The sequence below is a fragment of the Planctomicrobium mucosum genome, assembly GCF_051466335.1.
GTDB lineage: Bacteria > Planctomycetota > Planctomycetia > Planctomycetales > Planctomycetaceae > Planctomicrobium.
The window spans coordinates 1,092,966-1,105,153 of sequence record NZ_CP195793.1; the positions used below are offsets into that span (position 1 = coordinate 1,092,966).

The 12,188-nt window shown below is 52.3% G+C and carries 10 protein-coding genes; 2 read left to right on the plus strand and 8 right to left on the minus strand.

Translation table 11 applies throughout. The features are described 5' to 3' along the window. Positions 1-216 precede the first annotated feature (216 nt). On the plus strand, positions 217-4,284 hold the full coding sequence (locus SH668x_RS04440; RefSeq protein ID WP_437187491.1) for an FtsK/SpoIIIE domain-containing protein: 4,068 nt from the start codon (positions 217-219) through the stop codon (positions 4,282-4,284). A 138-nt stretch (positions 4,285-4,422) separates the two neighbouring features. Further along, the gene (locus SH668x_RS04445) at positions 4,423-4,980 is read left to right on the plus strand and encodes a thioredoxin family protein (RefSeq protein WP_437187492.1); all 558 of its coding nucleotides are present in this window, start codon (positions 4,423-4,425) and stop codon (positions 4,978-4,980) included. Between the two features lie 43 nt (positions 4,981-5,023). Here SH668x_RS04445 and SH668x_RS04450 read toward each other — a convergent pair whose 3' ends face one another. From SH668x_RS04450 to flgA, 8 genes are read right to left on the minus strand one after another with little or no spacing between them, the layout of a single operon-like run. Continuing rightward, positions 5,024-5,359 (minus strand): HDOD domain-containing protein, encoded by a 336-nt coding sequence (locus tag SH668x_RS04450; protein ID WP_437187493.1) that lies wholly within the window; start codon positions 5,357-5,359, stop codon positions 5,024-5,026. A gap of 60 nt (positions 5,360-5,419) precedes the next feature. After that, complete coding sequence (locus SH668x_RS04455) at positions 5,420-6,334, minus strand: hypothetical protein (protein ID WP_437187494.1); 915 nt, start codon at positions 6,332-6,334, stop codon at positions 5,420-5,422. 42 nt (positions 6,335-6,376) lie between these two features. After that, complete coding sequence (flgK, locus tag SH668x_RS04460; protein ID WP_437187495.1) at positions 6,377-8,344, minus strand: flagellar hook-associated protein FlgK; 1,968 nt, start codon at positions 8,342-8,344, stop codon at positions 6,377-6,379. Between the two features lies 1 nt (position 8,345). Beyond that, positions 8,346-8,855 (minus strand): hypothetical protein, encoded by a 510-nt coding sequence (locus SH668x_RS04465; RefSeq protein WP_437187496.1) that lies wholly within the window; start codon positions 8,853-8,855, stop codon positions 8,346-8,348. Between the two features lie 27 nt (positions 8,856-8,882). Continuing rightward, positions 8,883-9,188 (minus strand): rod-binding protein, encoded by a 306-nt coding sequence (locus SH668x_RS04470; protein WP_437187497.1) that lies wholly within the window; start codon positions 9,186-9,188, stop codon positions 8,883-8,885. 32 nt (positions 9,189-9,220) lie between these two features. After that, positions 9,221-10,390, minus strand: a complete 1,170-nt coding sequence (locus SH668x_RS04475; protein ID WP_437187498.1) for a flagellar basal body P-ring protein FlgI — start codon at positions 10,388-10,390, stop codon at positions 9,221-9,223. Between the two features lie 56 nt (positions 10,391-10,446). After that, a complete protein-coding gene (locus SH668x_RS04480; RefSeq protein WP_437187499.1) occupies positions 10,447-11,073 on the minus strand; it encodes a flagellar basal body L-ring protein FlgH in 627 nt (208 codons plus the stop codon). A 47-nt stretch (positions 11,074-11,120) separates the two neighbouring features. Continuing rightward, a complete protein-coding gene (flgA, locus tag SH668x_RS04485) occupies positions 11,121-12,149 on the minus strand; it encodes a flagellar basal body P-ring formation chaperone FlgA (RefSeq protein ID WP_437187500.1) in 1,029 nt (342 codons plus the stop codon). Between the last annotated feature and the right edge of the window lie 39 nt (positions 12,150-12,188).

The following is a 12,188-nucleotide window of genomic DNA, read 5'->3' on the forward strand; positions in this document are numbered from 1 at the left end:
TTTTGACGACTTTGCGTCGGTTCCAATAAAACCTGAAAGACACACGGAAACAGCCGTGTGTCTTTTTTTTGTGGCCAGATGGTGGGTTGATTTCCAACATGATCCCCCGTTTGACTCTTTGAGAACCCAGAAATAGTCGCCGTTGGTTAATATAGAGTTGGCTGACGGAACGGGTGTGGTTAACGACACGTGTCGATTAAGAAACGATGATGAGTTATGTCTCAACTGCAGATGATCTTTTCCGAATTTCAACGCGACATTCAAGCGAGAGTGCAGCAGGAAACATCGCTTCGAGATCTCGCTTCGCATGTTGAACCTCGAGAACTACTTTTAAGATCAAAGTTGCAGGAGTGGCAGGAAAAACAGCAAGCCGTTACCTCACATGCAGAGGAAGACTTTCAACAGCGACATCATGAAAACACTTCCAGTTTCGATCAACAACTGGCAGCAGCACATCGACAGCATGAGTCGATGAATTCCACAATCGAACTCGACGCTGCCCGCGCGTTGCGTGAAGTGGAAGATCAACGAGATGATAGTGCATGGGTCGTCCAGTCCGTGCTGGATGATTCAGGTGAAGACAGTCCTCGTCGGACATTCGAACGCTTCAAAACCCTGGCGCAGAAGTCGCAAGACGACCAGGTCGCGGAATTGCAGACGCTGGATCAAGCCATCGCAAAATTTTTCGGTTCAAAGGTGGAGCTAGGTGGCGGCGTGATCGAGTTCGACCGTCCGCCCGCTTCGCGTGAAGCCGCTGCAGAACGATTTACTGAGGCGATGGCTCGATCTCGGTTGTATGCGAGCCAACTCAAGTTGATGATCCTCCCCGTTTTTCTCAAAGGTTTACGGTCACTCGGAGCAATTGTTGTTTTCGGGATCGCGTTTGGGGTCACTCTCTATAAGACAGTGCAACCAGAACTGTTCTCCTTTCACGGAGAAGAGAATTCGCAAGCATGGATCATTGCTTGCGGGGTCATCGGATTGGTCGCTGGAGTCCTGTTGACATTGGTCCTGTACACGCTGATGTCAATGCGGCAGTCGGGGCTGTTGTCTCAGATTCTCAATGCCCGCGACGAAGCCCGATGGGCGCAACATCACTGGACTCGTATTACCAAAGAGCAGATCAGCAAGCAGCAGAAGGACGTTGACCTGCAGCAGCGAAAGATGGCTTCCGATCGGGAAGCCTCGTTGATGCGCTATCAGAAAGCCCATTCGGATCGACTCGAGAGCATCGAAACTCACAAGCTGCAACGCATCAAAGAAGAGCGACTTCGATATGCAGAGGAGTATTCTGGGCTCGTTGCTCAGAAACGCGAATCGCTGGAGACGCTTCGCATCCATCACCAGCAGAATCTCGAGCAGATCAAGCTTGACTGGACAGCTCGAATTCAGTCTCTGAGCAGAGAGCTTCAACAACTCGTTGAGGAACGAGAAAACTCTATCGAGAACTTCCAGCTGAAGTTGAATACAGGCTGGAATGATGGACTCTCGCGATTTGAAGCGGCGCTGCAGGATCTCCGCTCAGTTGATCAATCGCAATTTCCTTCCTGGGAATCTCTGGCTCTCCCGGGCTGGAAGCCTGCGGTCGAAATACCTGGCGATACGCGGATCGGTGAATTTTTAGTGGATCTGAGGCAGTGGGACGGGGCTGTCTCATCGAATCCCGAATTGCATCCTCACGAAATGTTGCAACAGGTACCTTACGCATTGAATTTTCCTGAAGCGACCTCCGTCTTGTTCAAGTCGCCTGATGCGGAATCACGCGAGCAGGCGATTCGCGGGCTTCAGTGCCTGATGTTACGACTTCTTACACAGGTACCACCTGGCAAGCTGAGATTCACGATTATCGATCCTGTCGGACTCGGTGAGAGCTTTAGTGGGTTCATGCACCTGACCGATTACGATGAACTCATGGTAACGAGTCGGATCTGGACTGAATCCAATCAAATTGAAGCAAGGCTCGCAGACCTGACTGAACACATGGAGAATGTGCTCCAGAAATACCTGCGAAACGAGTTTCAAACGATTGAAGAATACAACGAATCCGCAGGGGAGGTTGCGGAGCCATATCATGTGTTGGTGATCAGTGATTTTCCTGCGAAATTCAGCGAAATCGCAGCACGAAGGCTCGTCAGTATCGTCAACAGCGGCCCGCGGTGCGGTGTGTACACGTTGATGAATATCGATCCTCGCAAGCAGCTCCCCAATAACATTTCGCTCGATGATATTCAGTCAAGAATGTCAAAATTCATCTGGGATAAAGGGGCATTTCGTGTTCCGGATTCGGCGCTTCCAGAGTGGCCAATCATCATCGATACTCCTCCTTCTCCAGAAGTGTTCACAAAAATCGTGAAGCAGGTTGGCGAGGCGTCCAAGGATGCCCGCAAGGTCGAGGTTTCCTTCAGCCGCATCACTCCCGATGCTGACGAGATTTGGTCGAAGGACAGTCGTTCTGAGTTGGTCATTCCCGTCGGAAGGGCAGGGGCAACAAAGTTGCAGCAAATGCGATTGGGCAAGGGGACCTCGCAGCACATGCTTGTTGCAGGGAAGACAGGGTCTGGAAAGTCGACCTTCTTACATATTCTGATTACAAATCTCTCGCTGTACTACAGCCCGAATGAAGTGAATTTCTTTTTAATCGACTTCAAGAAGGGGGTGGAGTTCAAAGATTATGCAACTCACCAACTGCCTCACGCGAATGTCATCGCGATTGAAAGTGATCGAGAATTCGGTGTCAGTGCCTTACAGCGACTCGGGGAAATCCTTCAGCATCGTGGCGAACTCTTCCGGCAACACGGTGTTCAGGATATCGCTGGCTATCGAAATGCAACGAACCTACAGCTTCCCCGTATCTTGCTTGTCGTCGATGAGTTTCAGGAGTTCTTTGTCGAAGACGACAAAATCAGCCATCAAGCGGCACTGCTGCTCGATCGACTTGTCAGGCAGGGGCGAGCATTCGGAATTCATGTCGTGCTGGGATCACAGACTTTGGGAGGAGCCTACTCGCTCGCTCGAAGTACGCTGGGGCAGGTGGCAGTACGCGTCGCACTGCAGTGCAGCGAGTCCGATGCCCATTTGATTCTCAGCGAGGAAAATAGTGCTGCCCGGCTTCTGACTCGACCGGGGGAGGCAATCTACAACGATGCAAATGGAATGGTGGAGGGGAATCACCCGTTTCAGATCGCGTGGCTAAGCGATCTGGAACGCGAATCGGCCTTGAACGAGATGCAGCAACGACTGTCAGGCGCTGGTATCGCTCAGCAATCGACCTTGGTTTTTGAAGGTAACATTCCATCGGATCTTTCAAGAAACAGAGATCTTTTGTTGTCGATCGCAGATTTTACTAAGCGAACTGCGTCTGTTCACACGCCCACAATCTGGTTGGGAGATGCAGTCGAGATCGCTCCGGCAACATCAATCACCTTTCATCGACAGAGTGGAGGCAACCTGTTGATTGTCGGCCAGGATGCGAGCGCAGCCTTGGGAGTGATGTCGGCAGCTTTCATCGCACTCGCTGCCGCTGTCAGTCCGAATGAAGAGGCAAACACGCTGTTCGTTCTTGATGGAAGTCACGAGGGAACAGCAGAAGCGGAATCATGGAAGAATCTGACACAGAAACTTCCTTTCCATTCACAGCAGATTCCGCAAGCGGAAGTCGCTCCTTTTTTACAGGCGGTGACCACTGAATTGCAGCGTCGACTCGATGAGAACGACGCTCAGGCCCCGTCCATGTTCATCTTCGTCTATCACGTCGCCCGGTTCCGGGATCTGCGAAAAGCAGACGACGATTTCGGGATGAGCGGTTTTGGAATGGGGCAGGCAGAAAAGCCACCTCAACCAGGGAAACTATTTGCGGATCTGTTGTCCCAAGGGCCATCGGTAGGGATTCACCTGATCGTCTGGTGCGATTCGTACAATAACCTTGATCGATGGTTCTCACGTCAGTCAATGCGAGAGATGGAACTACGAATTGCGTTCCAGATGAATGCGTCGGATTCCAGTAATTTCATCGATTCACCAGCTGCAAGTCGACTCGGCACGCATCGTGCAATCCTTCACCGTGAAGAGACAGGACATTCTGAAAAGCTCCGACCATATGGGCCGCCCAGCGAGGATTGGCTGAACCGGATTGCCCGAATCATGAGCGGTGAAGCTGAATCGCAGCAGGTTTTAAATGAACAACCTGCTGAAAACTCGGCGAAGGTGGCGGAAGCAGCATCGGAGCAAAAAAATCAGGACGATCATCTGGCCGATTTAGATCTGGAAGAGTTCACAATTCAGTGACTTTCCCCCCACCTGACCAAGAAGACCAGAGTGGATCGGTCGAATATTTGGATGCGCAAGTCGCCAGCTTGACGCGTTGAGATCGGATGAATCATGATGCCGATCAATTGGATTGGTACTTGAAAGTGAGTGACTAAGATGAATTTTGCAGCGAAGTTTGAATCTGCATTGCCATATCAGGAATTTCTGGCCAAGTATGGAACTTCGGAGCAGCAGCGACGCTGGGCGGATTTTCACGCATCGATTTCACTATCTCCTGAGCAGACTGAGTTGCTGCAGAGCTTCAAGCGGGAGATGAAGGTCATCGTGATGGCGGGGGCCTGGTGCGGTGATTGCGTGAATCAGTGTCCGATGTTCGAGCACTTTGCAGCGGCCGCACCCGTCATTCAGATTCGCTACATCGATCGAGACGCCGATCCAGAATTCGCAGCGGAAATGACAACCTGCGGCGGAGCCCGTGTTCCAGCGGTGATCTTCCTGAGTGAAGATGGCCAGTTCTGCGGTCGATACGGTGACAAGACGATTTCGAAGTATCGCAGCGCTGTTCGTAAAATCGACGGAGCGAGTTGCGATACTGGACTCGGTGCGGACGCAGGACTCACTCAGGCGGTTCTACAGGACTGGCTCAACGAATTCGAACGAATTCAGTGGATGCTTCGGACTTCAAGTCGACTCCGTCAGCTACATGGCGACTGAGACGAGACCGTCTCTAGAACATTATGAAAAACAAGCGTCCGATTCAGGAGAAGCTCTCCGTGGGATTGGACGCTTGTTCTGTTTTGACAGCTGTGGGAAGGAGATTTTGGAGAATCGCCCGAATCCGAACGAGGCCGATGAGGATCAGGGCGTGACGCATGGTTTTTACTTGGCGCGTTGAACCATGTTCGACGGAATTGGCTGCTCGAATAATTGTCGTCGACAGGAGCGGGCTGCGTTCCATCACCGCTGCAAGTCGGTAGAAGTCGACATCGTCCTCCTGAACGATTTCCAACATTGCGTGGAGATCATCGAGGGGCGGACGAGGCGAAAAATGTGGACGCGTCGGTGCGTGACCGTTGTGCCTGAGGGTTTCCATGCCAATGACTCTCTCTATGAAACTCTGCGCTGGGATTTTGGAAGACACCGCCTGTTGCTGTTACAAGTAGTCCAGGACAGAGACTCGGTTGAGCGTCATCACTGTTTGCAACGTGAACTGTAACAAGGTCTGCTGTTCCTGAAGCTTTGTGATTGCTTCCGCGTAATCAGTCGATCTCGTTTCTCCCAGAAGCGATTCCGCATTGAGTTTCAATGAGGCAAACCTGTCTTTCAGCGACTCAATCGATTCAAGGTCGACCGCCTGTTTTCCAATCACTGTCCGGAGGTGATCAGCTGCCCCGTCAATGTCTTTGATCGATCGTTCAAAGGCTGCATCAACTTCAGACGAAGTGAGATCTTCGGAATTGAGAATCGCCTTCTTCAGATCCTGAACGACCTGAAAGATGCTCGTTGTCGTCCCCGGTTCAAACACGGATTTTCCAACGTAACGCGTCTCGATGTTTGCGTGACCGGGAATCAAAACCATTCCCCCGTCCAAGCTCCCCTGGTATTGCGGGTTTCCTTCGACGATGCCTGTAAAGGGAGGTGTTCCGGTTTGGGTTCCCGAGAAGAGATAACGGCCGTTCGATTCCGCATTCGCGATCGTCTCCAGCCGATTGAGGATGGAATCGAGTTGTTGGGTCAACACGACTTTCTCGCTTTCATCCGTCGCTTGGCGAGCTTGTAACGCGATTTCTTTTGCTTTCACCAACTGCGTTTGAGCGTCAAGTAAATTGGTTTGAGCATCCGAAAGAGTACTCTGTGCGGAAGCAACTGAGCCCATCTTCGTCTCGAGGTTTTGAATGAGAGTTTCCTGCGTCAGAATGATTTTCTGACCAGAAGGACTGTCTGAGGGACGGTTGATTCGAAACCCGGTCGAAACCTGCTCTTGAATTGCAGCCCCTTTCGCGAAGTGTGTCCGGGAATGGGCTAGCCCGAGTTCGTATTGCCGGTGAGGTGTGACGCGGAGGTTCATGATCGATTCTCGGATGAGATGGATCGCATCGCTGTTGAAACATCAGGCGATGAGTCGTAACAGGTCATCGAGTGCGGTGTTCACGGAGGACATAAACCGAGCATTGGCCTGAAATGCCCGTTGGAATTGAAGCATGGCCATCAACTCTTCATTTGGATCGACTCCTGAGACAGCGTCTTGCTGGCTACGGAGTTGCTGCTGTTGTGACTCGAGTTGCTTCACCTGCAGTTGCTGCGCGTTGACGACGATACCTGTTTCACTGATCGTTGAGTGAAGCCGCTCTTCAAGAGTCTCGGTTCCACTTGAGAAGATCTTCATCGCCCGGAATTGTGCGATTCGGTCAATCTGCGTTGCATCGCCTGGGTGTTCGGTGCGACCGGCTGCCAGTAACGAGGGATTCTTTGCCACTTCTGAATTGACAGAAATCGTTCGCAGGTCGGTTGTCTGAAAGAGACCGCCGATTCCGAGCCCTGTCAGTAATCCAGATTGATCAGGATTCGCAATGGCTTGAACCGAGAACTCATCACCGCTAACGAAAGTTCCAGCACTCAACTCAATCGAGAGTCCATCTCCGATCGAGATGGGCTGTCCAGCGCGATAGCCGTCACCAACATCAAGGATCTTGACCAGTTGTCCCGTTGTCTTATTGATGACGTGCAGAGTGAGGCCGCTCGAGACTCCAACTTCTCCTGTCGACTGAGCGACGAATGAGAAATCAGTGTTCTGCAGACCAGAGTAGACTCCAGCGACGGCTGGGACCGTTGTTCCGGAGAGGGAACTGCGATTCACGGGGGATTCTGGGCGGCCTGCAAAATCAATGGACGCACCAGATTCTCCAGAAATTCGGAGCCGACCCGAGATCAGTTCCGCTTTCAGATTTGGAATTGAGTTCAGTTTGACGATGACGTCGCTCAGGCTGTCCCGTTGAGGATTCACATCGATTTGGTGCAACCGACGTTCACCCGTCACTCCATCTGTCACTGAGAGCGAGAGTGTTCCAGACTGGATGGGGAGCAGGGTTTTGGCCTGCGCAAGAGGAATCGTCGAGTCATCGATCGGGTACCCCCCCGCGATCATCGGAAGCGGGCCATTGAGTCCCAGCCCGGTTGCCTGTGCGGAGTTCGCACCACTGATGAAGGCACTTGTCCATTCCAGAAACTTTGAGCGAACATCCGGAATGAGTGACTTCAGCGAGGTGATCTCACCCGCCAACTTTCCACTTGCAGGAGTGACCGGCCCCATATTTCCGAGCATCAGTTGGACTTCGCCATTGGGACCCTGCATGACACTCAACTGAGGAGGGCGATCTCCCACGACCAGCCAGCCACCTGCAACAACCAGAGTGCTGTCGTCACTACGGAAACTTCCGACGCTGATATCGACGAGTTCACTCAAATTCGAGATGGCGAGATCGCGTTGATCGAGCAATGTGGCGGGTTCGGAGCCTTGCAGTCGGCTGAGTTTGATTTCCTGTTCGAGCTGAGAAATCTGTGTGGTCAGTGCGTTGACTCGATTCACTGTTTCATGAATCGCTTGAGTCTGTTGAGACTGAAGTCGGTCCAGACCAGTGTGAATCGCAGTAATCTGCTGAGCTACGCTGTCCGCGGCAGCGATGACCTCCTGGCGCAACGTTGAATGTTCTGGAGTGACTGAAAGCTTTTCGAATGCGTTGAAGTACTGCGAAACCGCTGCGGAGAGAGAGCCAGAGGAGGGAGTCACCAAACCCTCAATGGCCTGAATCGCTGAGAGGCGAGCCTGAGTATTTCCCAGGTCGGAACGATTTAATGTTAATGATTGGTTTGCTGCTGCGCTCACCATTCGCTGTAGACTCGCAACACTAACTCCGGCACCAAATTGAAATCCACCCTGCGTGAAGGGACGATTCTCAGCGAGGGTGATTCGCTGTCGGTGGTATCCATCCGTGTTCGCATTGGCGATGTTGTTGGAGATCGTCTGCAACGCTGCCTGATTGGCCTGCATCGCTGAAATACCAATGTTGTAGATGAGCATTCTAAGACCTCATCTCAATGTGTCCGGATCCCATGTTGGAGACTCGAAGACCATTTGCTGAATACCGTTGAGACGTGACCGATGTCTCCATGAGTTCGCCGAACATGTACCCGACGACTGTTGACCAGCTACGCAGGGAGCGAGTCGCGATCTCAAGGTTTGCCTGTACGTCGGCCGTTAATGACGCCAGCCGAGAACATTCGGCATTCAGGGCAGCCGTTTCATCCAGAGTTTGAAATTGAAGATGAGAAATACGCACCTCCGAACTGGGAACTCCAGTGACTCTTGCAATCGCTATTCGAACCAGTTCACGTTGCTTCCCGAGATGTTGTAACTCCTCCTGCACAGCGATGAGTTTGGACTGTCGATCGATGAGTAATGATGAGCGAAAACCGCATTCGGTGACGTCGATGGCAGCTTGTTTCAATCGTTCAAGGATTGCCCGTTCTTCCTGAAGGTGTGCAAAGATGGCTCCTTGAAGTTTTCGAGAAATGGCATGGTCCCGATTCATTGTCTACCTCGGTTTCGCTATGAAGCCTCAGCCAGCCACGCCGGCATCGATGGATTTCTGAATGGAATCTGCCAGTCCGATTCCTCCACTTTCAGAGAGATGCTGTCCGAGATACATGTCAAAAAGTCCGCCATAGGTGTCGGAGCCGTCTCCCGGGAACATCCCTTCGCCCATCTGGCCCGATTGTCTGAGTTCTTTCACGAGCATTGAGATAAACAGACTTTCAAACTGCTGCGCGACCGCCTGTGGTGATTGACTGTTCAGCGCTTGGGGATTGTCGCCGAATGCTGTCGGCATGACTGCGGGCGAAAATGAAGTGCTGATGCCGTGCATGATCTACATACTCATTCTGATTTCTGGAGGCGTTACCGCATTTCGATTTCGGCGTGAAGCGAACCGGATTCCTTCAACTGCTGAAGAATCGAGCTCAGGTCGCGAGGAGCGACTCCCAGGGCGTTCAGCGCCTGAGCAAGTTCACCGACTGTTGTGTTCGGTGGGACCTCCGTGAGCTTTTTGTCGTCCTCGTTCACATTCATGTTTGTTCTCGGGACAACTGTTGTTTCACCGTTGCTGAAAGCATTCGGTTGAGAAACCTGCGGGGCTTCCGTCGTCGTGATGGCCAGATTGGCGTGGGTGATCAGCACGCGGGAGACTCGGACGTTTTCTCCAACGATGATGGTCCCTGTTCGTTCGTTGATCACAACACGGGCAACGACGTCCGGAACAACATGCAAGTTGCCGATGAGCCCTGCGAATTCAGCGGGATTTGATTGATATTCAGGAGGAATACAGATGTTGACTGTCCCTGCGTCGATGCAGCGTGCGACTCCCGGTTGCTCTGCGTTAATGGCATTTGCAATTCGACGCGAGGTCTCAAAATCCTGCGACTTCAGAAGTAGGCGAAAGGAGCCATCAACTCCAATCGGGGTTTGCGTCTCTTCTTCGATCGTGGCGCCGTCGCTGATGCGACCGGTCGTTGGAAAGTTCTTTTGGACAGTCGCCGCCTCTCCTCCAAAACTGAATCCTCCGGTTGACACAGGACCTGAAGCAACTGCATAGACTTGACCATTTGCCGCGAAGAGCGGGGTCATGATCAGTTGCCCTCCTTCGATGCTTTTCGCGTCGTCAAAGGCTGAAACCATCACGTCGATCGTCGATCCGCGGCGGGCAAACGCTGGCAGATTCGCAGTGACAGTCACAACAGCCAGGTTGTCTGTCTTCTGGGTTGTGTCCGTTTGAATTTGGGCGCGAATTGCGGGGTCGACTCGCATTCCGAATCGCTGCATGAAATTGATCGCGAATTGGCGGGTAATTGGGCTTTTGCTCCCTGTGCCACTCAGGCCAGTCACTAATCCCATCCCAACGATCTGGTTGACTCGAACCCCTTCAATATCCGTAATGTCTTTAATGCGGACTTCGCCCATCGCGGTGCGAGCCGAAACGACTCCTGCAAATGCAATCAGGCACACACTCCACGCGAAGATGCAACGCCTGATGTGGTTTGGACGACAACTTGTTGAATTGAACCTGTGCATATCCGTTGCAGTCGGTTGAGGCTGTGTTTTCTGGAAGAGAAGACAATCGCCACTGTTCAAAACGGCCAGACAACATTCGCTGCCCGTCCCATCCAGCCTTGCTTGGTGAATCGCTGTGACGTCCCTCCCGCCTGATAGTCCATACGGAATTCGGAGACGTACTGGGAACTGATCATGTTGTCCGGACCGATATCGAGTCCTCGGATGATTCCCGTGACAACCAGCGTCTTTTCTTCGCCAGCGACGCGCACACGCCGTTCACCCGAAATCACCATGTTGCCGTTTGGGAGTACATCCATCACAGTCATGGTCATGCGGTCTGTGAATGCCTGTGCGGAACTGTATTGAGCTTCCCCATTGAATTTCCGCGATGATGAGTTGTTCAGGTCGAGCGCTGCTTCCGCGCCTTGGTCGCCAAATCCGCCGTCGCTAGTTCCCTTGAATTTGAACCCAGTGGCAGCAGCGGTTGATTTTCCGAGTTTGCGATCTTCTTTGTTCGACACGTTCGTTGTCTGAGTGATCAGCACCGTTACGTTGTCGCCGATGTTTCGGGCCTTGGAATCATAGAACAGGAAGCCGCGTTCCGGAGTTCGTTGTTGCCAGAGGTTCTCTGCCTGCACTCTCTCAGCAGGAAGGAGCAGTAGAAATGCTCCAGCCGCTAGAAGTGCTTTTTGTAAATTCATGTTTGGCCCCCCACTTGTGACATCCTGTCTGTCCACATCAACTTTCCCTACGGGAGTACGACGTGAACTTCCCCTTTACCTGCAACGACTCCAGTGACAATCTGATTTGACTGGATGTTTCGGACTCGAATGAGTTGTCCTTCACGACCGGGTTGCATTGCCTCCGCGACGGGAACGGTCACAGTCAGCCTCCCTTTTCGAGCAATCAGGCGGACTGCGTCGCGTGCCTGAATCAGGATCGGGCCTTCCTGAGCAACCGGTTGACCGACATGACGAAGGGTAAGTGCGTCATCGGGGCGGAATGGAATCAAAACTTGGCGCCCGATGAGTTGGTCGACCGTGAGTCGATCGGTCGGAGTATCGACGAATCGCATTTCCTCTCGAAGATGTTCTGCTTTGACGATGCTCAATCGTTCCAGCGAAGAGGCCGCGACAACGACCTGCTGGCGACGGGCGATTTCAAATGACCCCATTCTGGCTGCGATCACCCGGTCATTTTCAAGAATCCGGATCGTGAGTTGAACTCGACCGAGCGGGATCTGATTCGTCGGCATCACTTCAAGTCGTGGATGGCGTAATTCCATCCCCGGTGGAAGAGCAGTGGTCATGAACGGTGAAACCAACCGAACTCGAATTTCTTCGACAGGAATAGAATATTGCTGGCTGATGGACTCCAGGGCTGCCTGCTCAACAACCAGGTCAGTCATGACGGTGGCTGGAGGGGTCTGAAGAAGAATTTTTTCAGGGCCCAGGATTTGAATCTGCTCGGATTCAAATCCTGCGAGCATGATTCGGATATCGATAAACGATCGCTCGATTGTCACGTCTTTCGTTGCGTCAAACGCGATCAAATCGAGCGAAGCGAGTTTCGCCCGTCGTATAGGATTTCGGTCAACGATTGTCGCAATATCTCCTAACTTCACCTGCTCACTGGCAGCGAGTGTGATTTTAGGGTTGAGCCGTATCTCTGCACGCGGTTGCTCGGGCGATGTTCCTTGAGCCCTCAACTCAGGCTGAAAACCAGCCAGAATCAGGAGACTCAGCGAGATCGCAATATTTTGCAGGAGAGAAGGCACCAATGCACCAGTGGGAAATTTGTGAAGTTGATTGAGATT

What these genes read in the sequence shown, in the direction of transcription:
- SH668x_RS04440 (WP_437187491.1), top strand. Translation starts at nt 217, where the DNA reads ATGTCTCAACTGCAGATGATCTTTTCCGAATTTCAACGCGACATTCAA.
- SH668x_RS04445 (WP_437187492.1), top strand. Translation starts at nt 4,423, where the DNA reads ATGAATTTTGCAGCGAAGTTTGAATCTGCATTGCCATATCAGGAATTT.
- SH668x_RS04450 (WP_437187493.1), bottom strand. Translation starts at nt 5,359, where the DNA reads ATGGAAACCCTCAGGCACAACGGTCACGCACCGACGCGTCCACATTTT.
- SH668x_RS04455 (WP_437187494.1), bottom strand. Translation starts at nt 6,334, where the DNA reads ATGAACCTCCGCGTCACACCTCACCGGCAATACGAACTCGGGCTAGCC.
- flgK (WP_437187495.1), bottom strand. Translation starts at nt 8,344, where the DNA reads ATGCTCATCTACAACATTGGTATTTCAGCGATGCAGGCCAATCAGGCA.
- SH668x_RS04465 (WP_437187496.1), bottom strand. Translation starts at nt 8,855, where the DNA reads ATGAATCGGGACCATGCCATTTCTCGAAAACTTCAAGGAGCCATCTTT.
- SH668x_RS04470 (WP_437187497.1), bottom strand. Translation starts at nt 9,188, where the DNA reads ATGCACGGCATCAGCACTTCATTTTCGCCCGCAGTCATGCCGACAGCA.
- SH668x_RS04475 (WP_437187498.1), bottom strand. Translation starts at nt 10,390, where the DNA reads ATGCACAGGTTCAATTCAACAAGTTGTCGTCCAAACCACATCAGGCGT.
- SH668x_RS04480 (WP_437187499.1), bottom strand. Translation starts at nt 11,073, where the DNA reads ATGAATTTACAAAAAGCACTTCTAGCGGCTGGAGCATTTCTACTGCTC.